The sequence below is a fragment of the Nocardia sp. NPDC049707 genome (assembly GCF_040674855.1).
Lineage (GTDB): Bacteria > Actinomycetota > Actinomycetes > Mycobacteriales > Mycobacteriaceae > Nocardia.
This window is the reverse complement of sequence record NZ_JBFANN010000006.1, coordinates 53,494-77,258: the sequence shown is the minus strand read 5'-3', so window position 1 is coordinate 77,258 and position 23,765 is coordinate 53,494. Positions and strand designations below refer to the sequence as shown.

The following is a 23,765-nucleotide window of genomic DNA, read 5'->3' as shown; positions in this document are numbered from 1 at the left end:
GCGGCCAGGTCAGCGCTGGGCCGGACGGCTGGCGGGCTGGAATTTGAAGGTGATGGCCTCCAGAAGCGGTTTGCGCTGGGTCTTCTGGACCGCGGCGATCTTCCATTCGGCGTCGGCGTCGCGGACCACGGTGTAGGTGGCGCGCTTGCCCAGCTTCTTCGGCTGTTTCTTCGACGACTCGCCGGCGCAGACGATGACGGCGGTATCGGTTCCGTAGCGGCGGATATCGAGGATCTCGGTCCACAGCTTGGTGCCCTTCAGGAAGCTGTCGAACAGCACCTGGTGGGCGTTGCCGATCTCCGCGCTGCCCCAGTAGATGGTGCCGGGATAGGTGACGTCGGTGGCGTCGGCGGTGAAGCAGGCGCCGTAGGCGGTGCCGTCGCCGCGGTTCCAGGCATCCTGGCTGCGGGCGATGAGGGCGCGGATGGCATCGATGTCGGTGTGCGCGGTGGTGTTCATGACGGTTCCCTCTGGTTTCTGCGTTGAAGAAGTAGCTGCATTGACGAAATATCTTCTCTGAAGAAGAGATTACGGGTGTGGTGTGATGGTGTCAACCCTGGCTGGATCTCAGTCTGCGAGCAGTGCCAGGCTCGCGCGTCGGGGGAGCGGGCGTAGTGCGCCTGTGGTCAGCCTGTTGGCCCGGCTGGTCAGCACAACGGGTCCGGCCTTGTCGGACAATGCCTTTCGGGCACGGTCGACCACTGCGAGTCCGACGGGATCGGCCAGGTCGGCGGCGAGGCGATCGTGCCCGTTGCCGAGTTCGGCGAGTAGGTCATCCAGTGCGTCCTGGCGGCGAGCTACGGCGGTGACCGAGTAGCCTGCCGCGGCGAGAGATATCGCGAATGCCCGGCCGATCCCGGTGCTGGCGCCGGTCATCAGAGCCTGTGGCGGCCGTTCTGCGGTTCGGTATCCGATGTCGCTGACCACGGCAAACTCCTCATGTGTTATCTTTGTTTAAGATTCTTCATCTTCAAAGAAGTATCTTTGTAGAGGAAGAGATTATGGAAAGGGGCTGCCGATGTCAACGGAAGATCGATCCACCGAAGCGAGTGCGATCTATCGCCGCTATCTGAGCGCGGCGCTGCTGCATGCCCAGGCCGGTGCGCGAGCGTGTGGCCTGGGCGCCACCGACCTGTACGCGCTCAATATCTTGGACCTCGACGGTGCAATGACTCCGGGGGAACTATCTGCCCGCACCGGTCTTACCACGGGTCCGACGACGCGCCTCATCGACCGGTTGGAGCAGGGGGGATATGTCCGTCGCGTGCCGGACGCGAGCGACCGGCGCAAAGTAGTGGTTGAACCGATCGGCCAGCCCGCCGAGCTCGATCGGATGCTGGCGCCAGCTCGCGGCAAGATCGGCGAGATCATCTCCGGGTACTCCTCCGAACAGCGCGCCATGCTGTTCGACTACTTCGACCGTGCCGCCACCGCATTCCAGCAGGCTGTCAGCGAAATGGAGTAGGAATTACGGGTGCCGCTCGAAAGTCATGACGAAACGGTGACCATGGGCCCAGCCTGCGGGACATACTCGGGTCGGCAGCCGAGACTGTGAGCCATGGACACGCGCCGTCGGCCACGTTGGGCCGGGATTTTGCTCAGCACCGATCCGGTGTCCGCGCGGGCGACGGAGATCGCGGTGGGGTGCCTGCGAATCCTGGCCGGGCTGATCTGGCTGTACAACGTGGTGTGGAAGCTGCCGCCCGATTTCGGGCGCAACGGCAACACTGCGCTGTACCACTTCACTCGGCAGGCGGTCGAGCATCCGGTGTTGCCGCCGTTCAGTTGGTTGGTCGAGCATGTCGTGCTGCGGTGGTTCACCGCGTTCGGCTGGCTGACGCTGGTGGTCGAGACGGCGCTGGCGGTGTTGCTGCTGACCGGTACGGCGGTGCGGTTCGCTGCGCTGCTGGGCATCGGCCAGTCGCTGGCCATCGCCTTGTCGGTCGCCGAGGCGCCCGGCGAATGGCCCTGGTCCTACGTCATGCTGATCGCGATACACGCGGTGCTGCTGTTCACCCCGGCGGGACGGTTCGCCGCCGTGGACGCAGTACGTGCGGACCGCGGCGCCACGCGCTTGCTGCGCGGATGGGGCGTGGCGCTGGTGGTTGTCTCGGTGGTGGCGCTGCTGGGCGGGCTGCACCATCCGGTGCGGGCGCCGCTGGGCGCGTTTGTCGGCTATGAGCCACTGCAGTTCTCGCTCGGCAACTACAACCTCATCGGCGCGCTCGCGCTGCTGGTGACCGGGGCGGCGATGCTCATGGCCGCGCTATCGGGGGGCCGCCCACCAGCATTGGTGGCCCTCGTACTCGCCGCGGCGGCTGCGGCGACACTCTACGTGCAATCGGGCCGGACAGCCAGTTGGCTCGGCGGAACCAACACCAGCGCAGCCGTTTTCGTATGCGCCGTGGTCGTCGTCGCGGCGACGTGGCGGCGTCCGGCCGGACTGAAGAAAGGATCATGATGGATCTGGACGCACGGATGGAACCGGTTGTCGGGGCGGCGGCCGAGTCCGCCGAGAAGCCGGTTCACCGAGCAGCGGGCGAGGATGCTCGCCGCAGCTGTCTTCCCGTGCGCCTGACCAGTCCGGCCGCGATGGCGCGAGGATGGTGAGGTATCGCATGCGCGAGTCGGACAGCCACTCGCCGGCCACCTCACAGGACCCGACGTACCCGCTGACAACGGGCAAGGACTATGCGGCGGAATCTGTGTTCCGCCCCGAGAACCTGCTCCGGGAAGCACGGCGGCAACGCGGTATTGCCGACATCTCCGTCCCGCCGGTGTGCCTCCTCGACCCCGACGGCGACATCGTCCGTTACCTGGCGCGCACCGGCCGGGGGCAACGCCACCCGGGCTGGGCCTGCTACCACACCGAGATGTGGACGACCTACCTGCCCGGCGCGAGCGCCGCGGGGCCGGGCATCGAGATCGGCATCGTCGGCATGGCCGTCGGAGCGCCGTTCGCCGTCCTGGTCGCCGAGCAGCTCGCCGCCTCTGGTGTCCGGCTGACCCTCAGCATCACCTCGGCCGGCCAGATCACCCGGATGGACGAGCCGCCCTATTTCGTACTCATCGAAAGCGCCTGGCGCGACGAGGGCACCAGCGCACACTATCTGCCTCCCGGTCGCTGGAGCATCTTGCCCGGCCACCTGCTTCGCCGCCTCGACCGGGCATTCGACAGCCTGGACGAGCCTGTGCGCACCGGGTCGGCCTGGACCACCGATGCGCCGTACCGGGAGACCGCGTCCGCGATCCGGGCCGCCGAGCGCGAAGGCATCGCATGCGTCGAGATGGAGGCCGCCGCCCTCTACGCCTACGCCACCGCCCAGCAGCGCGATGTGGTGTGCATCGCGCACATCACCAATACGATGGCCACCGCCGGCGACGACTTCGACAAGGGCGCCGACAACGGGGTCCATGCCGCACTCGCGGTGGCCCACGCCGCGGCGACAGCGCTGCTCCCCGCCGGAGCATTCCGCGCAGGAGCGCAGGTTACCGGCACACCGTGCAGGACAAATCCAGCAACTCGGTGCTGAGCGCTGACACCGCACGGCAGTTCGCACGCGAGCGATCCGCAGCGGGCATCAGAGCCGCAGATCCCCTGCGACGCTCCGGGATACGTGCGCGGGGTCGCGTTCTTGATCAGTGTGGCGGATTCCAGTGCGGATGCGGCTATGGGCGCGATCGTGTCTTCGTCACAGTGGGCGATAAGGGCGGGTACGTCGATACGCGTGAGATCGTCGGTGAAGTCGGCCTCGGAGAACTGGGCGATGCATTTCGTACGCAGCCCCTCGGCTACCACTGAGCGGCCCTCGAATACCAAGGCCACGAGCCGGATCCACGCCGCGTCGAACATCTGGTGGCAAGTTACAGCATCAATTACGATTTCGCCCTCCGCGCCGTACTCGACCCCGCGATCCCACTGGGAGCCAACAAATCCCGCGACACCGACCCGCACTTTCCGAAGCCACAGCGTTGCGAGCTGGACGTGCACGAGCGTCGGCTCAGTTCTGTTCGAGGACGTGTAGCCCGGACAACGGGCCTCCGTCGACTTGCATGAGTCGGCCGCCCTCGCGCAGTGCCCCGATGTCGACTGGTGCAAAGCCGAATTCATCGAGGATTGCACTGAAGGTCGTCTTGGCATCGGCGTCGTCACCGGCGTAGAAGATGACCTGCCGACCGGCCTCATGGCGCGGATCCGGAGCGATGTAACTGGCGTAGAGCGTGTTGAATGCCTTGACCACCCTGGCCCCGGGGGCGTGCTCGGCAACGATTTCGCTACTCGTCCGGTCGCCGATATCGACGCGAATCACCTTGTCGTCGACGACATCAAGGGTATTGGTCGTATCGACCAGGACGCGACCGTTCCAGTGCGGCAGTGCGTCCAGGACCGCGGTTGCCGCTCTCCACTGCGTGGCGAGAAAGACGATGTCAGCTTCTGCGGCCTGCGCTGCCGTGCCGGCGGAGGCCAATGGGCCGAGGTCGGCGACGACCCCGGCGAGAGTGTGTGGTCCCCGACTATTGGACAAAGTGATGGGATAGCCGGCGTTGACGACATGATGGGCGAGAGCTTGCCCGATCACGCCTGCGCCGATGGTTCCGAATCGCATGGTTCTGCCTCCGAATCATCTTGACTGTTAACGGGTTTCGCCTATCGAGCAGGTGGTAGCACCAGGCAGGGTTGGGCAGGTGACCATCCCACTGTCGGCACGAATCGGCGGACGGTGAGCGACGGCTCGCACCTGCTATCGGCCATCGGCCGCGTTCCGGTCGGGTTATGCGACGACGGGGCGTTTGTCCTTCGGCAGTGCCTCGATCATGGATTGTGGGAGGTTCAAGGTGTCAGCGCTGACCTGTGCGGGTGTGTTGGCCATCCACTGGGTGGCCGAGATGTCCTCGAAAAGCGGGTTGCGGAACATTTCCAGGAATTTCAGTGGCTTGTTTCCGAGGTTCTCGATGTAATGGCCGCAGGCGAAGGGGACGTAGCCGACGTCGCCGGCTTGGAAGTCGAATGTCCGGTTCAGTCCGGAGCCGGCGAACACGCCCATGCGCCCGAAGCCGGAGATGTAGTACTGCCATTCGTCGTCGGTGGGGTGCCAGTGCAGCTCGCGTACGCCGCCGGGTTCGATCTCGACCAACGCGGCGGCGATGGTGGTCGCGGCGAAGTTGGAGCGGTCGGCGATACGGACGCGACCGCCGGGAAACTCCAGGGGTCGTTGGGTGAGCAACTTGTGTTTGAACGTGCGTGGCACGTCGCCGGTCGGGCTGAACACCCGGTCCGCTGCCAACGGGCGTGGGATCTGGCCTTGAAAAATGTACTTTTCTTTCTCCGGCAGGTCGTCCAGTTGGTCGGCTCGCCAGCCGAAGTTCTTGGCCAGCACGTCCTTCGGGGTGTGCGCGAAGAAGTCGCTGATCATGAACGTAGAGTTCTCGGAGAACCCACCGTCGTCGAAGACGAGTAGGAATTCCACCCCCTCGGCCAGGGCCTGGATGTGGTGCGGGACTCCCTTGGGGAAGAACCACAGATCACCTTGTTCCACGTCTTCGAGAAAGTTGCGACCCTCGTGGTCCACCGCGCCGATGCGGCAGCTGCCCTGCAGTACGTAGCCCCATTCGGACTGTTTGTGCCAGTGCATTTCGCGGTAGGCGCCTGGGTTCAGCTTCATGTCGACGCCGGCCAGGGTGGTCGCGATCGGCAGTTCGCGCTGGGTGACCTCCCGTGTCCAGCCGCCCTCCTCGATGCGGGTGTGTGCCATGGAGAAGGAGAACTTCATGTTCGGCAGTGTTCCGCTGTCGGTCTCCGGCGGGGTGATCAGATCGGGGTTCTGCCGGTCGAGTTCGATGTTCCGTGGACCGGTGTCGATGCCGCCCCTGCCGCCGCGCTGCGGCTGCGGAATTCCGTCGTGAGAGCGGTCTGTGATCATACGAGTCCATCCCTTCGCCGTCGTGGTACAGCAGTGTGAATGGCAACCAAGGGCCGAGCGCAGTGCCCGCGCAGCCTTCGAACCGCAGAGTCGATGGGCGTTGACCAGAGTGCCCATGACCGGCCGATCGCAGTAGAAACCGATGCTCAGAAACAGCGCAGCGGGCACGCTGAGCCTATCGCGTTCGTTTGCCCGAAATTGCATCTCCCACCGAATCGCCACTTGACCCTTTCCGGCCGTTTGCGACCCTTCGTTGCAGGTACTCGGTAAGAGGTGTGTCGGCGAGGGCGGCGGCTGCCGGGGTGAGCTGGAGGTCGGTGCGGGTGGTGAGGCTGAGGGTCCAGGTGATGACCGGGTGCAGCGGGACGGGGACGAGATCGGGGTAAGCAGCGGCGGGAGTGGCCGGCATGAGGGTGATTCCGAGGCCGTGGTGTACCAGGCCGGCGGCGGTGGCGTAGTCGGTGACCTCGTAGGGGGCGGTCACGCGCGGTTGCGACAGCCGAATCGCAGGACAACGAAAACCCGGACAGGAGGTGCGGAGCAATGACTCTCGATTCGACCGAGTCCACTATCACCAAGGCGGTGCAGAACACATTTGCGGGCATGAGCGACGAGCGAACCCGGGAGATTTTCGTGGGTTTGGTCCAACACCTGCACGACTTCACCCGCGAGATGCGGCTGACCGGCGACGAATGGTTCACCGCGATGGATTTCCTGGAGCGTGTGGGGCATTTCAGCACCCCGACCCGTCAAGAGTTCGTTTTGCTGTCGGACATCCTCGGGTTGAGCGTGCTGGTCGACCAGATCAATCATCACAACGAGACCTCGGTCACCGATTCCACGCTGCTCGGTCCCTTCTATGTGGAGGGCCGACCGACCGCGGCGAACGGTTCCGATATTTCCGGCGGCGTAGCGGGCCTGCCGCTGTTCTTCCACGGGACCGTTGTCGACACCACGGGCAATCCGGTGGCGGGTGCGCACGTGGACACCTGGCACAGTGACGGCGACGGTTTTTACGACGTCCAGCAGGCGCAGAAACTGCACAACAAGCTCGCCATGCGTGCGCTGCTGACCACCGATGAGCATGGTCGCTTCTGGTACCGCTCGATCGCTCCGCGCTACTACCCGGTGCCCACCGATGGGCCGTGCGGAGAAATTCTGCGCGCCGCGGGCCGCTCACCGATGCGCCCGGAGCACATCCACTTCTGGTTCCACGCAGACGGTTACGACCCGTTGATCACCATGCTGTTCCGCGCCGGCGACCCGTATCTGGAAACCGATGCGGTGTTCGGCGCCAAGCGTTCATTGGTCGTCGAGTTCGTTCAGCACGAGGCGGGCGAGACCACTCCGGACGGAACCACGATGACCGAACCGTTCCAGACCGTCGAGTGGACATTCACCCTCACCGGAAAGGACCAGTGACGATGTCGCGGATCCCGCTGACCGCGCTCGACAACGTCGGTCCGGACGCACGCGAATTCCTCTCCCGCCGAGGGCAATTGAATGTGTTCCGGCTGCTGGCAGGTGCACCGCGGGTGTTCGACGGTTGGACGCGAATGGTCGACGCACACCTGGACAGCACGACCCTGCCCACAGACTTGTCCTTGCCGCCGGGTTCTCACCTTTGCGTAGCGTGGACGCGGTGGGAGCTATGGACTTCGGCGGCGAGCCTGATGTGGAGTGGGATTTCGCAGCGGCCGACGCCGCGCCACCAGGTGCTGCGATTATCGGCTACCGCGATGTGGGTGGCGCCGGGTTGGACCTGCGGGTTGCTGGGACACCGGCGATCACCGTGGTGATCGGGTTCGGGGATCGCGAACTGATCGTCGATGATGCTGTCGGGCGGCAGACACTCAACGGCTTCGTCGTGGGGCTTCCCATCGAGGCCATGCGCATCCGTAGCGAGCGAGCCGAGTGCGTCGAAGTTCGCTTGTTGCCGATACAGGCGTATTCGCTGTTGGGTATTCCCCCAACCGATCTGGGCCGGGGTGTCGTCGCCCTGGAGGACCTGTGGGGATGGCGGGCTCGGCGACTACGTGAGCAACTCGCGGCGGCCCGGACCTGGGACGAACGTTTCGCGCTGACGAAATCGCTTCTGGCACAGCGTAACAGGCCGATGCGGACTCCGGACCCGGAGGTGCTCGCCGGTTGGAATCGCATACTCACCTCCCGGGGTCAGGTGAAGATCGGCGAGCTCGCCGAATCCTTCGGATGGAGCCGCAAACAGCTGTGGGCGCGGTTCGAGTCCCAGATCGGTTTGACACCCAAGCGGGCGGCGATGCTGGTCCGATTCCGGCACGCGGTCGACGGGCTGCTGGCGGGTCGGCCCGCCGCTGACGTCGCGGCGGCCTGCGGGTACACCGATCAGGCTCATCTGTGCCGGGACGTGTCGATCTTCGCTAACCGCACGCCGGGGGCGCTGATGGGGCACTATCTGCCTGCCATCGCTCGGCACCGGTATCGGGCCTGGGGAAAATTCTTCCAATACCGCGCGTGACCTGTCGGTCGATAGTGGTGTTCACCTCGGGTGCGGTCGGTGCGCTGATCGCGACTCGAGCTGTCATCCCATCGATACCGAGAGGACACGTGTCGTGACCAACACCCTCGATCCCGCGGAGCTACAAACCGCCCTGGAGACCGTCCATCGCGCGGGCATGCCCGGAGTTCTTGCCGAGGTGCGCGCCGACGACCAGATCTGGCGCGGCGCCGCCGGAGTCGCCGATGTCGCCACCGGCCGTCCTGTCACGGCCGATATGCGACATCGCGTCGGCAGCATCACCAAGACGTTCACCGCCGCCGCCGTGCTGCAGCAGGTCGACAACGGCGAGATCGGGCTCGACACACCGATCGGCCACTACCTGCCACGGCTGGTTCCCGGCGAACGCGGTGCGGCGATCACGGTCCGGATGTTGATCAACCACACCAGCGGCTTAGCCGAATACCTCCCGCATGCCTACCCCTCCCTCGCGGCCTTCCCCGCCTTGGCGAATACGACACCGGCGAGCCTGGACGACAACCGGTTCACCCAGTTTCACCCGACCGAGCTGATCGAGATGGGGGTCTCGGCGCCTGCCGCCGGAACCCCGGGTGGTACACCGGGGGTGTACTCGAACACCAATTACCTGCTCCTGTGCCAACTCTTGGAGTCGGTAACCGGTACCTCGGCGGAGAAATACATCACCCGCAACGTCATTGAACGCACCGCGCTGCGGGATACCGAACTCCCGGCCGGACCGCATATCAACGGACCGCACGCACTGCACTACGAGGCGTGGTTCGGCATGATCGACCCGCCGCGCGACTACAGCGTCTATGACATGTCCTGGGTGGGACCGGCGGCTTCACTGATATCGACCGTCGCGGACCTGAACCGTTTCTTCGGCCTGCTGCTGGCCGGCGAAGTCATCAGTCGATCGTCGCTGGCGCAGATGCAACGCACCGTTCCGGTCATCTCCTTCGAGGGAAAGATCCTCGACTACGGTCTCGGCCTGCACAGGATGGAGGTGCCCGGTCACGGCACCTGCTGGGGCCATGACGGCTCCGTCTGGGGCGGCGGAGCGATTTCCATGACCAGTGCTGACGGCAAACGACAAATGTCCATCGCGGTGAACCTGCAGCGATGGAACACACTCGACTCCTCGGGTAAGCCGCAGCCCCACCCCATCGACGACGCACTTCGGGCCCTCACCCAACTGGCGCTGTGTGCTTGATACGCATAACGCCCTGAATCCGGCTAGTACAGCGCGGCCGCAGTGGTTGTCGCGGGCAGTTCAGTTGCGAGCATTCGGATCCTGACAGGACCGCAGTAGATGCCGGCCGGCGGACGCACCTGCGAAGTGCTCGGCGATCATCGCGCGAACAATGAACGATCTGGCTCTGGTATCCACATGGCGCTGACTGCGTTGCCGTTGTAGTTGCCGGTGACGAAGTCGATCAAGGAGGTGAGCTGTGGATGGGTAGTGACCGTCTCCCGCCACAGTAGTGCCATGGGGTAAGCGGGCGTGGGGTTGACGATGGGGATTCGGCGGATGTTCGGATGCCACGGCGTCGTGGTTCCTGCACCGCCGAAGGTGACCAGCGTCGTCGATTCCGCGATGCGGTCGATAATGTTCGCGAACCCGATACCGCCGGGGTGTCGCTCGGTATTGATTGTGATACCGCAGCTTTCGCTGAGCCGACCGTAGAAGTCACCCACCTCGGAGTCGAATCCGGCCCCGGGTACCCACGCGGTGAGTCCGTCGAGGTCGTCGAGTTCGACGTGGTCGCGGTCGGCGAGTGGATGGTCTGTGCCGACGAGCAGATGCAGGGCGTCGAGGTAGGCGGGCGTCGCGGTGACATGCGCCGGTAGTGGGCGGGTGTGCCAGTGTGCGCGGGCAAAGGCGACGTCCACCCGACAGTCGATCACGGCGTTCCGTGATGTCGTAGACGGGCCCATCATGATGAGCTCGATCTCGGCGTCCGGGTGCTTCTCTAGGTAGAACCGCATCAGGTTCGCGTCGGCGATTTGGGCGCCGTGCACCGCGACGCGAAGTACTTGCGGATCGCGCACCGCGGCGATGGCTGCGTCGGCCGAGGCGAGGACCGAGCGTGCGTGCGGCAGCAAGCGGGCGCCGTGGGCGGTCAACTCGACGTTGCCGATCCGGCGCTCGAACAGTTGGGCGCCCAGTTGACCCTCCAGTTTTGCGATTCGCTTGGATACCGCCTGCTGGCTGATGCCCAGCGCCGACGCGGCCAGACCGAACTGGCCTTCGTCGCTGACGGCGATCATCGCGCGTACCGCGGACAGATCGAGATCCACCCTTACACCTGCTTCCACATCCATTGGTTGTTGGCCTGCTTGTGTCGCTTGTTCGACAGACCGGCACTCTAGCTGGTCATATACCTGCCAGCTTTGCCGGACGCTGGTGTGCGTCCAACAACCAAGCGACGTCGATAGAGCCTGAGTGGGTGGTTGGTGGTCATGAGTCGTTCGTCCTTCGTGCATCTGCACAATCACACCGAGTACTCGATGCTCGACGGTGCGGCAAAGGTCGGCCCGCTGTTCAAGGAAGCCGAGCGGCTCGGGATGACCGCGGTCGGCATGACCGACCACGGCAACATGTACGGCGCCAGCGAGTTCTACAACGTCTCCAAGAAGCACGGCATCAAGCCGATCATCGGCATCGAGGCGTACGTTGCACCCGAATCGCGGTTCAACACCAAACGAGTGTTGTGGGGCGATCCGAGCCAGAAGTCCGACGATGTCTCCGGCAGTGGTGCCTACACGCACATGACGATGGTCGCCGAGAACTCGACGGGGCTGCGGAATCTGTTCAAGCTGTCGTCGCTCGCGTCGATCGAGGGCCAGCTCGGCAAGTGGCCGCGCATGGACGAGGAACTGATCGCCGCATACGCCGAGGGCATCATCGCGACTACCGGCTGTCCGTCGGGGGAGATCCAGACCCGGCTGCGCCTCGGTCACGACCGTGCGGCGCTCGAGGCCGCCGCGAAGTGGCGGGAGATCTGGGGCAAGGACAACTTCTTCCTCGAGCTGATGGACCACGGGCTGTCGATAGAACGCCGGGTCCGCGAGGGTTTGCTCGAGATCGGCAACAAGCTGGGTATCCCGCCACTCGCGACCAACGACTGTCATTACGTGACCAAGGACGCGGCCGAGAATCACGAGGCGCTGCTGTGCATCCAGACGGGCAAGACCCTCTCGGATCCCACTCGGTTCAAATTCGACGGCGATGGCTACTACCTCAAATCGGCCGACGAGATGCGGGCCATCTGGGACTCGGAGGTCCCCGATGCGTGCGACAACACCATGTTCATCGGCGAGCGGGTACAGCCGTACGAAGACGTGTGGCAGCACCGCGACCGGATGCCGATTTTCCCGGTGCCCGAGGGCGAGACGCAGGCGAGCTGGCTGCACAAGGAGGTCATGCGCGGCCTCGGCCGCCGCTTCCCGGCCGGACCACCGCGGGAGTACGTCGAACGCGCCGAGTACGAGATCGGCGTCATCAACCAGATGGGGTTTCCCGCCTACTTCCTCGTGGTCGGCGATCTGATCAACCACGCCCGCGAGGTCGGCATCCGCGTCGGTCCGGGGCGAGGCTCGGCGGCCGGTTCACTCGTCGCGTACGCGATGGGCATCACCAACATCGATCCCATCCCGCACGGCCTGTTGTTCGAGCGGTTCCTCAACCCCGAGCGCGTGTCGATGCCCGATATCGATATCGACTTCGACGATCGCCGCCGTGGTGAGATGGTCCGCTACGCCACCGAGAAGTGGGGCAGCGACAAGGTCGCGCAGGTGATCACGTTCGGCACCATCAAGACCAAGGCCGCCATCAAGGACTCCGCGCGAGTCCAGTTCGGCCAGCCTGGTTTCGCGATCGCCGACCAGATCACCAAAGCGCTGCCGCCGCCGATTATGGCGAAGGACATCTCGGTGTCCGGCATCACCGACCCCGAGCACGAGCGCTACCAGGAGGCCGCCGAGGTCCGTGCGCTCATCGAGTCCAACCCGGACGTCTCGAAGATCTACCAGACCGCGAAGGGCCTCGAGGGCCTGATCCGCAACGCCGGCGTCCACGCGTGCGCGGTCATCATGTCCCGCGAACCGCTCACCGACGCCATCCCGGTGTGGAAGCGCGCGCAGGATGGCGCGATCATCACCGGCTGGGACTACCCGTCGTGTGAGGCCATCGGTCTGCTCAAGATGGACTTCCTTGGCCTGCGCAACCTCACCGTCATCGGCGACGCGATCGAAAACATCAAGGCCAACCGCGGCATCGACCTCGACCTCGACACGCTGCCCATCGACGATCCCGCCACCTACGCGATGCTCGCTCGCGGCGACAACCTCGGTGTCTTCCAACTCGATTCGGCAGGCATGCGCGAGCTTCTCCTGCGCATGGCACCCACGGAATTCAACGACCTCATCGCATCGAACGCGCTCTACCGCCCCGGCCCGATGGGCGTCGGCGCGCACTGGTCATATGCGGACCGCAAGAACGAACGCGAGGCCGTCACTCCCATCCACCCGGACCTCGACGAACCCCTCCACGACATCCTCGCCGAAACCTACGCGCTGATCGTCTATCAGGAACAGATCATGCAGATCGCCCAGAAGGTGGCCGGCTACACCCTCGGACAAGCTGATCTGCTTCGCCGCGCGATGGGCAAGAAGAAGCCCGAGGTTCTCGCAGCGGAGTTCGAGAACTTCCGCAACGGGATGCGCACCAACGGCTACAGCGACGAAGCGATCACCGCACTGTGGGAGGCAGTGCTGCCGTTCGCCGGCTACGCATACAACAAATCGCACGCAGCCGGATACAGCCTCGTCATGTACTGGACCGCATATCTCAAGGCCAACTACCCGGCCGAGTACATGGCGGGTCTGCTCACCTCGGTCGGTGACGACAAGGACAAGGCCGCGGTGTACCTGTCGGAATGCCGGAAGATGGGCATCAGGGTGCTGCCGCCCGACGTCAACGCGTCCCGCGTCGACTTCGCCTCGGTCGGCAAGGACATCCGCTTCGGCCTGGGCGCGGTGCGCAACGTCGGAACGAACGTGGTGTCGTCGATCATCGCGGCCCGCGAGGAGAAGGGGAGCTTCACGGACTTCTCCGACTACCTCAACAAGATCGACGCGCTGGCGTGTTCGAAGAAGGTCACCGAATCCCTCATCAAGGCAGGAGGATTCGATTCGCTCGAACATCCTCGCAAGGGCCTGTTGCTGGTGCATGCCGATGCGATCGACGCGGTGATGGGCACCAAGAAGGCCGAGGAGATGGGGCAGTTCGACCTGTTCGGTGGCGACGACGCCGACGAGTCGATCACGTCCGTCTTCAACGTCAAGGTGCCCGACGAGGAGTGGGACTCCAAGCACAAACTCGCACTCGAACGCGAGATGCTCGGACTCTACGTGTCCGGACACCCCCTCGACGGAATTGCCGCTGCGCTGTCATCACGTACCGACACCTCCATCGCGGCAGTGCACGCCGGGAAGATCCGTCACGGCCAGAAGATCGTGATCGGTGGTCTCGTCGCGGCTGTCGACCGCCGCGTGAACAAGAAGGGCGAGCCCTGGGCCATCGTCGAGATCGCAGACCTTGACGCCGCCGCAGAAGTCCTCATCTTCTCCTCGGCCTACACCAGCTTCCACTCCGCCCTCACCAACGACTCCGTTCTCCTCGTCACCGCGAACGTCAATATCCGCGATGGCAGAACATCACTCGTCGCGGTCGACATCTTCACACCGGATCTGGGCGCAGGCGGACCGGGTACCGATCCGATGACCCTCACCATCTCGGTGCGGGCGTGTACCCGCCCCAACATCGAAGCCCTGCGGGAGATTCTTCAACGCCACCCCGGGGACACCGACGTGCACATCATCCTGTCTGGAAGTACGAAAACGTCGCGGTGGGCAATCGACCCACGATTCCGCATCCGCAAGACACCAGCCCTACTCGGAGATCTCAAGGCCCTGTTCGGAGCCAACTGCCTGACAACAGCGGCCGTTAGGGCGGCGCAGGTATGTTGACGGTGTGTCGATCGCCCGGATCCTGCGCTGGAAGTGCTTGGGAAAAATGGGATTCGAGAGGGAACAGCAATATGACGATACATAATGTAGTCCGCCGGGCGGCCCTCGCGGCGAGCGTCTTCACAGCGGCAGTCGCGGCCGTGACCGTTCAGGCGGCCACCAGCTCCGCCGGTCTACCAGCATGTGCCGCCGGCCAGTTCGACCTGCGTATCCAGAAGCCAGCGGTGGACGACCCGAACCGGCCCGACCAGTTCGACGTGATCCTGGCCAACAACGGACCGGCCTGCACCGTCCAAGGTTTCCCGGGGGTGGACCTGACCGGCCCGGATGATCCGACCTACGGCCCCACCTACTCGCTGCCACGGCAATCCGTCGCCGCACAACCTCTGACGGTCCAGCCCAACCAGGCGGTGGCCAGCATCCTCACCTACCAGCCCGGCAACTGGGTGCCCGGCACGCTCGTCGTGACGGTCCCGGACACCACCACCCAGTTGCACGTACCATGGCCGGCCGGGGTGGGCGTGCTCCGCCAGGACGGTGCCACCCACCCGGGCACCTACATCGGACCGCTTGCACCATTGTGAATTGGTGCGGCCCGTTCGGCTGGCAAGAAGGGTGCATTACTCCGTCGCGGCCGACGGAATCATCGACAACGTAGCCCTTCCCAGGCTCCCCTTGGTATCCGACGCGGAGGTATGAAACTGGTTGCACTCGTATCGGATCGGCTAGCAGGCGGATTCCGAGGTTCAAGCGGCCACGCAGCCCATCCAGATGCGGGAACAGCACCGCGATCAGTCCAAGACCACAACACCGGCGACATGATCAATCATCAAGCAGCCGTACGCATTCCGAGCAAGGTCAATCAACGCAAACCGTGCCGGATCCGTTCGCTTCAGCCACGTTCACGGGCCATCCAGCACACCAGATACCGATGATCGAATTTGTCGTTCCCGGGATGGCGTTACTGCACAAGGAAAGAGGATTCATATGGGCACGTGGGACACACCGGCCCATTCGACAACGATGACGCCGCCGACTGGGCCGGTGACCTGCAGGACGCCGATTCCGCCCAACGACCCGACATAATTCGGCAGGCGTTGACAGCGGTTGGTGCGGAAATCGGTTATCTGAACAACTCCACAACTCCACAACTCCACCGCGTGCGAGGCCCTTGCCGCAGCCGCCTGTGCAGAACCCGCATCAATCGCAATCGTTGGCATTTCGATGGAGGCCATGATGGGTTGATGACGCGAAGCGATGGTGACTTGTGGTCGGCCGGTGCGGGCGGAGCGCTCGCGGCTGGTGCGGTGATGGCCGTTCCCGCTGCTGCACTCGGGGCACGAGAGATCCGGGTGCTCGCATTGAACACGTGGCACAGCGGCAGCAAAGTCTCCAATGGTATTCAGCTGATCACCGATCTCATCATCTCGACGCAGGCCTCGATCGTGCTGCTCTCGGAGGCAACCGAAGCGACCACAGCCGTCGCGGCTGAACTGGTGCGGCGGGGGCGCGAGTTCACCGCTGTCCCGTCGCACGACACGGGAATTCTTTCGGTGTTTCCGGTTCAGGACAGCGCCGATCTGCAATGGATGGTCAAGGCGCGGTTGAATATCGACGGAAAGCGCCTCACCGTCTACTCCGCGCATCTGGAGTATCGCTGGTATGCCTGCAACCTGCCCCGAGGGTACGGCCCCGGAGCCCCCGTGCCGGGCGAGTTCGCCGAGCACGAGTGGAGCAAGCTGCCCGACGGCCCAGTGACCGACCTTGCCGTGATCCAGCGCATCAATGCGGCCTCGGGTCGCCCCGAGGTCATCAGCAACTTTCTCGCCGACGCGAAAGCGGAGATCGCCGACGGGGCCTCGGTCATCATGGGTGGCGACTTGAACGAGCCATCCCTGCTGGATTGGACGCCCGCCACAGCGAAGTTGTTCGACCACAACGGTGTGGTGTCGGCGTGGGAGACCACTCGACGCCTGCAAGAAGCCGGTTTCATCGATGCCTACCGATCGATGTATCCGGACCCGGCCACCCATCCCGGACTTACCTGGCCCTCGGACAATGTCGATGTGGATGTCTCCGAGCTCGCCTGGGCTCCTGAGGCCGACGAACGCGACCGTGTCGATTACATCTTCGCTCATGGTGCGCGTCTGTCTGCGGTCGGCATCATCGGCCCGCGCGGGTCCATCGTGCGCGGTACCCGACCGCAAATACCCACCCAGGACAACTTCCTCGCCTCGCCAGCGCGGTGGGGCAGCGACCACAAAGCCATCTTCGCCGCATACCAGCTCACCGACTGACAGAGAGGATGGTCGTGGTGCGCCCGGGCATGCGAATATCCGTGACCACCACTGCGGGTTTGGCGCCTGGGCCAGTTCGACTGCCGCACTATCGTTTCCGGCGATGTCGACCACCTCCATGTCCTCGACCGAATCGATCGGGAGCTGGAACGGCCCGGCCAGCAGGGCTTGATCGTCGGCATCGGCGGATTCAGAATGCATAGCGGTGGTACTGAGCCATCATCCGCACCGAGGGAGCCAGCGACATCAGCTTTCCGATCAATCGGTAGCCGCCGGAAACGCCGTGGCGAAACGACTCGGAATCGAAGACCGAGATCGCGGCGAGCAGACGTAGAGCGGGAACCTTGGAGACTATGTCGTCGGGGCCGTTGATCGCCCAGTACAGTGTTGAACCGGAACGCCGGACGATGGTGTTGATCTTCTGGGACCGGATCCCCAGGGAGTTGAACGCGTCGAATTGAAGTTCGCCGCAAGGGAATTTCTCAACCACCGCCCGGAAGAGACCGATGCCCTCGGCTTCGGTCAGGTACATGGTGAGGCCCTCGGCGATCAACAGCACCGGTTGGTCCCCGGCGATTGCCTGCAGCCAATCCGAACTCGTCACAGAGGCCGGTACACGGTGGTAGTGCTCGCGGGAGGGATACAGCTTCTTGTGAAGATCGATCACCTCCGGGTAGTCGACGTCGTACCACTCGACCCCTGGCCCGGGGGCCAGCCGGAATACGCGGCTGTCCAGTCCGCAACCGAGGTGCAGCACCGTCGCTCGCTGATGCCGGGCGAGGAATTCCCGCGCCCAGGTGTCGAAGTGCACCGTGCGCGTGGTCACACCGAATTGGTTGCGGGCCGTGATACTGGTGCAGTGCCAGTCGTAGTCGATACGGCTGACCACATCCCTGGCCCAGGTGTCGTGCAGCAGCGAGTTCTCGGCGCCGGCGTCCAGCGCCTTGGCATACAACGTCGCGAGCATCGTCTGAGGCGCCCCGCTCATGTCGACACGGATCTTTTCGCCAGCGGGCAGAAGGCCATCCGTTGAACACATGATCAACATATTAAACACTCGTTCAGTGTCTTGGGCGAACTCGGCCGCCACATGATCCGACATCGCTGAAAGAGCCGTCCGAACTGGTCCACGGAGCCGGGGCCGCAGTCCCTCCGCATCGTCGTGACGCGAACAGCAATCCGATGGTGGGTGTCCGCTACGGCGCCGGCTCAGTCCCGGTGCACAGTGTCAGCGAATCGTTCTACAGCCCGAGGTCGACGGAAGGCGAGCAATCCGACTGCGATTGGTAGGGCCGCGATCGCCAGCATGATCACCACTGGCATCGCGCGGAATGATTCGGCCGGCAGCTTGGGCAGGTGTCCATATGGGGAAATGTTCAGGATCCATTGCGGCATACCGGAAATCGAACCGAGCAGGTACGGTGCGATACCCGCGGTGAAGATTCCCGATGCCACGGGTGTCCAGCGCGGCAGCAGCCCGCGGATACAGAAGTTCCGTACCCGGACAAGTTGGGGGCGGGGCGTTTCGACAAGATCGGTATACCTGCGGCGACCTTCTTCGCCGACCTCGACGGTGGCGTCGAAATCGTCTGCGGAATATTGGTTGTGGTGGGACAGCTGACCCGGCTTGCAGTGATCCCGTTGTTGATCGATATCAGTGGCGCGATCGCATCGACAATCCGGCAGCAGAATGCCTGCGGGCACGGTGTTGCAACCAGGGGCCGAGTTGCGGGTGGTGACGCCGTCACCAGGGCGGTCGCGGGGGAGGCTCTGACCTGCGGTTGACGGCGTTACCAGAACGGCGCTGGTTTCGGTCGTGAAAGGCAATGACGTGTCGTCGAACGGCAGGCGAGCCGCAGACGCAGGGCGACTCCGAGTCGCTGACGGGGTCGTTTTCGGGCGGCCGGGCGGAGGGGTGAACACCCCGCCCGGACCGCATTGGAGTTCTACCAGCTTTTTCCCGTTCGGTCGGGTAGATCCGTGTGAACGGTGTCGCTCTCTAGAATGAATCGACCGTGTTCATCGTTCTTGGGGAGTCGCCGCCGTGACCATTCAGCCCGTTCGCCTCTTCGGCGATCCAATCCTGCGATCACATGCGGCGGAGGTCACCGAATTCGATCGTGAGCTGCGCCAGTTGGTCACCGACCTGATCGACACCATGCACGATGACGGTGGGGTGGGTATGGCGGCGCCGCAGATCGGCGTCGGTCTGCGGGTTTTCGTCTACGACACCGGGGATGCGAGCGGACATCTGATCAATCCGACCTACGAAGTGGTCGGCGTGGAGGAGCAGGTCGGGCCCGAGGGCTGCCTGTCGATCCCCGGGGTGCGCTATGACACGCGGCGCGCACTGCGGGTGCGGGCCGCGGGTGTCGACGTGCATGGTAAGCCGGTGGAATTCGCAGCCGAGGGCCTGCTGGCCCGTTGTGTACAGCATGAAACCGACCATCTGGACGGTGTGCTGTTCATCGATCGGCTCGATCCCGCGCAGCGCAAGGAAGCGATGCGCACCATTCGCGAATCCGATTGGTTCAGCGCGGGTATCACCGTACGCAGTTCGGGTGCGCTCGGCTCGACCGAGGCCGGACTGTTCGGACGGGGTCGCTGATGCGCATTGTCTTCGCGGGTACACCGGAACCGGCGGTCCCGTCGCTACAGCGTTTCATCGATTCGCAGCGGCACGAGGTGCTCGCGGTGCTGACCCGGCCCGATGCGGTCGCCGGGCGTGGACGCAAGGTGCAGCGGTCGCCGGTCGGGCGGCTCGCTGAGGAGCACGGCATTCCCGTGCTGACGCCGCGGCGCCCCGCCGACCCCGAATTCATCGAGCAGCTCACCGAATTGGCGCCCGACTGTTGTCCGGTGGTGGCCTACGGAGCGCTGCTCCCGCAGCAAGTCCTCGATATTCCGCGCTTCGGCTGGATCAATCTGCACTTCTCGCTACTGCCCGCGTGGCGCGGCGCGGCGCCGGTGCAGGCGGCGATCGACGCGGGCGACGAGATCACCGGCGCGTCCACGTTCCAGATCGAAGCGGGTTTGGATACCGGGCCGGTCTTCGGTGTGGTGACCGAGAAGATCGCGGTGACCGATACTGCGGGCGCGTTGCTGGATCGGCTCGCCGATACCGGGGCGGTACTGCTCGAGAAGACGCTCGACGGCGTGGAGGACGGGACGTTGCAGGCGGTTCCGCAACCCCACGATGGTGTCTCCTACGCACCCAAGGTGCCGGTCGAGGCCGGACATGTCCGTTGGGATCAGCCCGCGTTGGCGATCAACCGCCGCATTCGCTCGGTCACTCCCGCACCCGGTGCCTGGACCGAAGTGGGTGGCACCCGGTTGAAGATCGGTCCCGTCGAAATGGTCGAGGAAGTCCTGCCGGAACGGACGATCGAGGTACACAAGTCCGGCGTCTTCGTCGGCACCGCGACCACCGCGGTCCGCCTCGATCAGGTGCAGCCACAAGGCAAACGCATGATGTCCGCCCTCGACTGGGCCCGTGGCGCCCGCCTGCAGCCTGGCGCGGTGGTCGAGTGACGCCGCCGAATCGCAGGTCCGCCGGGAAATCCGTCGATTCGGGTTGGCTCGCCCGTGCGACGTCAGCGAAAAGCGGTGCACAACAGAAGAATGCGCAGTCCACGCGGCGTGACGACGAAGCCCGACCGTGGCGCACCGACCAGATCCGCGGCGATGTGCCGCAGACCCGATCAGAGCGGCGGAATATGACCGATCAGCGCAAGTCCGGATCATCGAGTGAAGGTTCGTCGCAGCGCGGAGGTTCGACCTCGGCGCAGGGCAAAGGCGCGGTGCGCGGTGGATCGGGTGGCGCCGCACGGGTCGGTCGGGGAGCAAAAGCCGCCGGACAGGACGATCCGGCGCGGCGCGGCGCGGCGACGAGGCGGTCTTCGGACCGGGATGACAGCCCTCGGAGCAAGGACGCGCGGCAGCCCGCCGCCGACCGACGCGAAAATCGCCCGGGGACTGAACGTTCGGCAGGCTCATCGGGCTCAGGGAATCGCGGCGCGAAGGGGAAGCCTGCGAACGGTGCTCGGAGTGAGGGCCGCGCATCCGCATCGGCGGGTGGGAAGGAAGGACGGCAGGGGAAGCAATCTACCGGCAGTGCTGAACGCCGTTCGAGTCGAGCGGGAAGTTCGGGTGCGACGGCCGGTGGAAGCAGCAGGGCCGTTTCTTCGGGGAGGCGTGCCGACTCGCCGAAAGGGCATGGAAGGCAAAAGGATTCGGCAGTGCACGGGGATCCGGTGCGGGTCGTGGCGCGGGATGTGTTGCGCGCGGTGCGCGAGCGGGCGGCTTATGCGAATCTCGTGCTGCCGGGGCTGCTGCGCGAGCGGCGGATTTCGGGGCGGGATGCGGCATTGGCGACCGAACTGACCTACGGTGCCTGCCGTTCGCTCGGGTTGCTGGACGCGGTGATCGCGGCTGGTGCCGGGCGTCCGGTCGAAGAGATCGATGGGCCGCTGCTGGATGTGTTGCGCCTCGGGGTTTATCAGTTGCTGCGCACCCGGATCGGGGCGCATGCGGCAGTGGATACGTCGGTGGCATTGGCGCGCGCGGAATTCGGTGCCGGTAAGGCTGGTTTCGTGAATGCCGTGCTGCGGCGGGCGGGGGAGAAGCCCGTCGACGAGTGGGTGGATGAACTCGCGCCGCGGGATCCGGTGGGGCGGTTGGCATTCGAATTCGCGCATCCGGTGTGGATCGCGCAGGCTTTCGCGGATGCACTCGGTGCGCGAGCCGGGGAGCTGCGGGACGTGCTGGCGGCCGACGATGCTCGTCCGATCGTCCATTTGGTGGCTCGCCCCGGCGATATCACCGCCGAGGAACTGGCCCTGGTGACGGGCGGCGACGAGGGCAGGTGGTCGCCGTACGCGGTCTACCTCGACGGCGGCGGTGATCCCGGCAAGCTGGAGCCTGTTCGCGAAGGTATGGCGGCCGTGCAGGACGAGGGTAGTCAACTCGTCGCACTCGCGCTGACCCGGGCGGAACTGGACGGTCCGGACCATGGTCGCTGGCTCGACCTGTGTGCCGGACCAGGCGGTAAGGCGGCCCTACTCGGCGCGATCGCCGCAATCGACGGCCATCGCGTCGATGCGGTGGAACCGGCCGAACACCGCGCCGAACTCGTCCGCAAGACGGTGCACGACCTGCCTGTCGACGTGCATGTCGCCGATGGCCGCAAGAGCGGACTCACTCCCGGCTACGACCGCATCCTCGTCGATGCGCCATGTTCCGGCCTCGGTGCACTGCGTCGCCGCCCGGAGGCCCGCTGGCGTCGCACTCCGGCCGATGTGGCAGAGCTCGTCGTGCTGCAACGCGAACTTCTCGCCGCCGCATGGGATCTCCTGCGCCCTGGCGGAGTGGTCCTCTACTCGACCTGCTCACCACATTTGCTGGAGACCGTCGCGGTGGTCGCCGACGCCGCCCGCCGCACCGGCGCTGTCCAACTCGACACCCGGGATCTCCTCCCTGGTGTCACCGATATCGGCGAGGGTCCCGGCGCCCAACTCTGGCCGCACCGCCACGGCACCGACGCCATGTTCCTCGCTGCCCTGCGCAAGCCGCTGGAATAGCACATGATCCGAGGTGCCTGTGGCAGTCTGTCGGCGGCTGTCTCAGTTGTGACGCGCCGGGCGGGCGAACAGTGTGGCAGGACCCCGTCTCCGCGGTGCGGCCTGCACTCCGGTCCAGCCCTTCGCTTGTGGTTTCGATGACCCGGAGGTTCGCACCGGCGGGGTGCCGATGCGTGCCGCATGATGGCCGACGGCCCTGGCGTACTCGCGGCGACATTCGTCCAAGACCGTGGCGGGTCGGCGGCGCAGACTGGTCCCATGGCGATGACATGGGACCAGGTGGTTGCGCTGGCAACCGAACTTCCCGAGGTGGCGGAATCGACGTGGTGGCGCAGCCCCGCGCTGAAGGTGAGTGGTAAGGGTTTCGCGCGGCTGCGGTCGGAGGCCGAGGGCGGACTCGTCCTGCTGTGCGAGATGGCGGAGAAGGAGGCCATGCTCACCTCCGGTGACCCGGCCTTCTCCACCACCCCGCACTATGACGGATATCCCTACATCCTCATCGACCGCGACCGGATCGAGCCCGATCAACTCCGCGAATTGCTCGACACCGTCTGGTGATTGTCGGCGCCCGCGAAACTTCGCAAACAGCGGACACGCCGACTATGCCGGTGCTCAGTCCCGATCCGACTGTTCGCGCAGGCGGGCAAGGGTTTTCGCGAGAATGCGCGAGACGTGCATCTGCGAGATACCCATGCGCTGGGCGATCTGGGTCTGCGTCATCGATTCGAAGAAACGCATGGTGAGAATGCGGCGTTCGCGCTCCGGAAGTCCGGCGAGCAGCGGACGGATCGCGACATACTCCTCCACCCGGTCGAATTGGGATTCCTCCTCGCCGAGGGTGTCCAGCAGCGATGCCTCGGTATCACGGCCGAGTGAGGCGGCATCGATGGAGCTCGGCTGGTAGGCGTTGCCCGCGATCACGGCCTGGGTCACCTCGTCGGGATCGACATCGAGTTCGGTCGCAATCTCTTTCGCGGTCGGGGAGCGGCCGAGGGTTTGCGAGAGCGAGTCGATGGCCGCGCCGATGCGCAGATGGGTCTCCTTCACCCGTCTCGGCACCCGCATGGCCCAGGTGTTGTCGCGGAAATACCGTCGCACCTCGCCCATGATCGTCGGCACCGCGAAGGACAGGAAGTTCGAGCCGCGCGAAATATCGAAACGGTCCACCGCGTGCACCAAACCGACCCGCGCCACCTGCGTGAGATCGTCGAATGGCTCACCGCGCCCACTGAATTTGCGGGCGATGTGATCCGCGAGCGGAATGCACCGGCTGATCAGCTCGGCACGCAATGCGGTATGCCGCGCGGTTCCCGGTTTGCTGGTTGCGAGTTGCTCGAACAGCGCGCCGACATCGTCGTACCCCGCACCGGACGCCTGGAGGGTTTCGACTTCCTCCGCGGCCTCTTCGGTCAGCACGGGTTCAGCGTCGTCGTCCTGC

The 23,765-nt window shown here is 64.9% G+C and carries 21 protein-coding genes and 2 pseudogenes; 15 read left to right on the top strand and 8 right to left on the bottom strand.

Annotation, left to right across the window (positions count from 1 at the left end; genetic code table 11):
• Positions 1–9: 9 nt before the first annotated feature.
• Both AB0J29_RS08505 and AB0J29_RS08500 read right to left on the bottom strand, forming a co-directional pair.
• Positions 10–459, bottom strand: coding sequence for an SgcJ/EcaC family oxidoreductase (locus tag AB0J29_RS08505; protein ID WP_364781402.1), 450 nt, complete (start codon positions 457–459; stop codon positions 10–12).
• A 108-nt stretch (positions 460–567) separates the two neighbouring features.
• Positions 568–927 (bottom strand): SDR family NAD(P)-dependent oxidoreductase, encoded by a 360-nt coding sequence (locus tag AB0J29_RS08500; RefSeq protein WP_364781399.1) that lies wholly within the window; start codon positions 925–927, stop codon positions 568–570.
• Positions 928–1,018: 91 nt separating this feature from the next.
• Here AB0J29_RS08500 and AB0J29_RS08495 point away from each other — a divergent pair, with 91 nt between their 5' ends.
• From AB0J29_RS08495 to AB0J29_RS08485, 3 genes are all read left to right on the top strand, one after another.
• Positions 1,019–1,465: a MarR family transcriptional regulator gene (locus AB0J29_RS08495; protein WP_364781396.1), complete on the top strand. Its 447-nt coding sequence runs from the start codon at positions 1,019–1,021 to the stop codon at positions 1,463–1,465.
• A gap of 93 nt (positions 1,466–1,558) precedes the next feature.
• On the top strand, positions 1,559–2,461 hold the full coding sequence (locus AB0J29_RS08490; protein WP_364781393.1) for a hypothetical protein: 903 nt from the start codon (positions 1,559–1,561) through the stop codon (positions 2,459–2,461).
• A gap of 157 nt (positions 2,462–2,618) precedes the next feature.
• The gene (locus AB0J29_RS08485) at positions 2,619–3,533 is read left to right on the top strand and encodes a nucleoside phosphorylase (RefSeq protein WP_364781391.1); all 915 of its coding nucleotides are present in this window, start codon (positions 2,619–2,621) and stop codon (positions 3,531–3,533) included.
• A 468-nt stretch (positions 3,534–4,001) separates the two neighbouring features.
• On the opposite strand, the gene AB0J29_RS08480 is transcribed toward AB0J29_RS08485, so the two are convergent.
• The 3 genes from AB0J29_RS08480 to AB0J29_RS08470 all read right to left on the bottom strand — a co-directional run bounded on the left by AB0J29_RS08480 (position 4,002) and on the right by AB0J29_RS08470 (position 6,405).
• Positions 4,002–4,607 (bottom strand): NAD(P)-binding domain-containing protein, encoded by a 606-nt coding sequence (locus AB0J29_RS08480; protein WP_364781389.1) that lies wholly within the window; start codon positions 4,605–4,607, stop codon positions 4,002–4,004.
• 165 nt (positions 4,608–4,772) lie between these two features.
• Entirely contained in the window at positions 4,773–5,921 is a 1,149-nt protein-coding gene (locus AB0J29_RS08475; RefSeq protein ID WP_364781387.1) for an oxalate decarboxylase family bicupin, read from the bottom strand.
• 175 nt (positions 5,922–6,096) lie between these two features.
• On the bottom strand, positions 6,097–6,405 hold the full coding sequence (locus AB0J29_RS08470; protein WP_364781384.1) for a LysR substrate-binding domain-containing protein: 309 nt from the start codon (positions 6,403–6,405) through the stop codon (positions 6,097–6,099).
• A gap of 59 nt (positions 6,406–6,464) precedes the next feature.
• Here AB0J29_RS08470 and AB0J29_RS08465 point away from each other — a divergent pair, with 59 nt between their 5' ends.
• From AB0J29_RS08465 to AB0J29_RS08455, 3 genes are all read left to right on the top strand, one after another.
• A complete protein-coding gene (locus tag AB0J29_RS08465; RefSeq protein ID WP_364781381.1) occupies positions 6,465–7,343 on the top strand; it encodes a dioxygenase in 879 nt (292 codons plus the stop codon).
• A gap of 229 nt (positions 7,344–7,572) precedes the next feature.
• Entirely contained in the window at positions 7,573–8,418 is an 846-nt protein-coding gene (locus AB0J29_RS08460) for a helix-turn-helix domain-containing protein (RefSeq protein ID WP_364781770.1), read from the top strand.
• A gap of 94 nt (positions 8,419–8,512) precedes the next feature.
• Positions 8,513–9,631, top strand: coding sequence for a serine hydrolase domain-containing protein (locus AB0J29_RS08455; protein WP_364781379.1), 1,119 nt, complete (start codon positions 8,513–8,515; stop codon positions 9,629–9,631).
• Between the two features lie 137 nt (positions 9,632–9,768).
• On the opposite strand, the gene AB0J29_RS08450 is transcribed toward AB0J29_RS08455, so the two are convergent.
• Positions 9,769–10,719, bottom strand: coding sequence for a LysR family transcriptional regulator (locus AB0J29_RS08450; RefSeq protein ID WP_364781376.1), 951 nt, complete (start codon positions 10,717–10,719; stop codon positions 9,769–9,771).
• A gap of 162 nt (positions 10,720–10,881) precedes the next feature.
• Between AB0J29_RS08450 and dnaE the strand changes: the two genes are divergently transcribed.
• The 4 genes and pseudogenes from dnaE to AB0J29_RS08430 all read left to right on the top strand — a co-directional run bounded on the left by dnaE (position 10,882) and on the right by AB0J29_RS08430 (position 16,748).
• Entirely contained in the window at positions 10,882–14,451 is a 3,570-nt protein-coding gene (dnaE, locus tag AB0J29_RS08445; RefSeq protein ID WP_364781373.1) for a DNA polymerase III subunit alpha, read from the top strand.
• 71 nt (positions 14,452–14,522) lie between these two features.
• Positions 14,523–15,035, top strand: a complete 513-nt coding sequence (locus AB0J29_RS08440) for a DUF4232 domain-containing protein (RefSeq protein WP_364781370.1) — start codon at positions 14,523–14,525, stop codon at positions 15,033–15,035.
• Positions 15,036–15,446: 411 nt separating this feature from the next.
• Positions 15,447–15,569 (top strand): annotated as a pseudogene (locus AB0J29_RS08435) (DUF4259 domain-containing protein); the annotation flags it as partial.
• 126 nt (positions 15,570–15,695) lie between these two features.
• Complete coding sequence (locus AB0J29_RS08430) at positions 15,696–16,748, top strand: endonuclease/exonuclease/phosphatase family protein (protein ID WP_364781767.1); 1,053 nt, start codon at positions 15,696–15,698, stop codon at positions 16,746–16,748.
• Between the two features lie 190 nt (positions 16,749–16,938).
• On the opposite strand, the gene AB0J29_RS08425 is transcribed toward AB0J29_RS08430, so the two are convergent.
• Complete coding sequence (locus AB0J29_RS08425) at positions 16,939–17,766, bottom strand: class I SAM-dependent methyltransferase (RefSeq protein ID WP_364781764.1); 828 nt, start codon at positions 17,764–17,766, stop codon at positions 16,939–16,941.
• Positions 17,767–18,245: 479 nt separating this feature from the next.
• Between AB0J29_RS08425 and AB0J29_RS08420 the strand changes: the two are divergent.
• From AB0J29_RS08420 to AB0J29_RS08400, 5 genes and pseudogenes are all read left to right on the top strand, one after another.
• Positions 18,246–18,416: pseudogene (locus tag AB0J29_RS08420) on the top strand (DoxX family protein); the annotation flags it as partial.
• 376 nt (positions 18,417–18,792) lie between these two features.
• Complete coding sequence (gene def, locus AB0J29_RS08415) at positions 18,793–19,356, top strand: peptide deformylase (protein ID WP_364781367.1); 564 nt, start codon at positions 18,793–18,795, stop codon at positions 19,354–19,356.
• The gene (gene fmt, locus AB0J29_RS08410) at positions 19,356–20,279 is read left to right on the top strand and encodes a methionyl-tRNA formyltransferase (protein WP_364781364.1); all 924 of its coding nucleotides are present in this window, start codon (positions 19,356–19,358) and stop codon (positions 20,277–20,279) included. The genes def and fmt overlap by 1 nt, the downstream gene beginning before the upstream one ends.
• Positions 20,280–20,986: 707 nt before the next feature.
• Complete coding sequence (locus AB0J29_RS08405; RefSeq protein ID WP_364781361.1) at positions 20,987–22,327, top strand: RsmB/NOP family class I SAM-dependent RNA methyltransferase; 1,341 nt, start codon at positions 20,987–20,989, stop codon at positions 22,325–22,327.
• 258 nt (positions 22,328–22,585) lie between these two features.
• Positions 22,586–22,885 (top strand): MmcQ/YjbR family DNA-binding protein, encoded by a 300-nt coding sequence (locus tag AB0J29_RS08400; protein ID WP_364781358.1) that lies wholly within the window; start codon positions 22,586–22,588, stop codon positions 22,883–22,885.
• A 54-nt stretch (positions 22,886–22,939) separates the two neighbouring features.
• Here the strand turns inward: AB0J29_RS08400 and AB0J29_RS08395 are convergent, their stop codons facing one another.
• Positions 22,940–23,743: an RNA polymerase sigma factor SigF gene (locus tag AB0J29_RS08395; RefSeq protein WP_364781760.1), complete on the bottom strand. Its 804-nt coding sequence runs from the start codon at positions 23,741–23,743 to the stop codon at positions 22,940–22,942.
• Between the last annotated feature and the right edge of the window lie 22 nt (positions 23,744–23,765).

Bases quoted from the DNA above. Each gene is read 5' to 3' on its own strand.
- AB0J29_RS08440 (WP_364781370.1), top strand. From the start codon at position 14,523: ATGACGATACATAATGTAGTCCGCCGGGCGGCCCTCGCGGCGAGCGTC.
- AB0J29_RS08505 (WP_364781402.1), bottom strand. From the start codon at position 459: ATGAACACCACCGCGCACACCGACATCGATGCCATCCGCGCCCTCATC.
- AB0J29_RS08485 (WP_364781391.1), top strand. From the start codon at position 2,619: ATGCGCGAGTCGGACAGCCACTCGCCGGCCACCTCACAGGACCCGACG.
- AB0J29_RS08480 (WP_364781389.1), bottom strand. From the start codon at position 4,607: ATGCGATTCGGAACCATCGGCGCAGGCGTGATCGGGCAAGCTCTCGCC.
- fmt (WP_364781364.1), top strand. From the start codon at position 19,356: ATGCGCATTGTCTTCGCGGGTACACCGGAACCGGCGGTCCCGTCGCTA.
- AB0J29_RS08430 (WP_364781767.1), top strand. From the start codon at position 15,696: ATGACGCGAAGCGATGGTGACTTGTGGTCGGCCGGTGCGGGCGGAGCG.
- AB0J29_RS08465 (WP_364781381.1), top strand. From the start codon at position 6,465: ATGACTCTCGATTCGACCGAGTCCACTATCACCAAGGCGGTGCAGAAC.
- AB0J29_RS08495 (WP_364781396.1), top strand. From the start codon at position 1,019: ATGTCAACGGAAGATCGATCCACCGAAGCGAGTGCGATCTATCGCCGC.
- AB0J29_RS08460 (WP_364781770.1), top strand. From the start codon at position 7,573: ATGGACTTCGGCGGCGAGCCTGATGTGGAGTGGGATTTCGCAGCGGCC.
- AB0J29_RS08475 (WP_364781387.1), bottom strand. From the start codon at position 5,921: ATGATCACAGACCGCTCTCACGACGGAATTCCGCAGCCGCAGCGCGGC.
- AB0J29_RS08400 (WP_364781358.1), top strand. From the start codon at position 22,586: ATGGCGATGACATGGGACCAGGTGGTTGCGCTGGCAACCGAACTTCCC.
- AB0J29_RS08490 (WP_364781393.1), top strand. From the start codon at position 1,559: ATGGACACGCGCCGTCGGCCACGTTGGGCCGGGATTTTGCTCAGCACC.
- dnaE (WP_364781373.1), top strand. From the start codon at position 10,882: ATGAGTCGTTCGTCCTTCGTGCATCTGCACAATCACACCGAGTACTCG.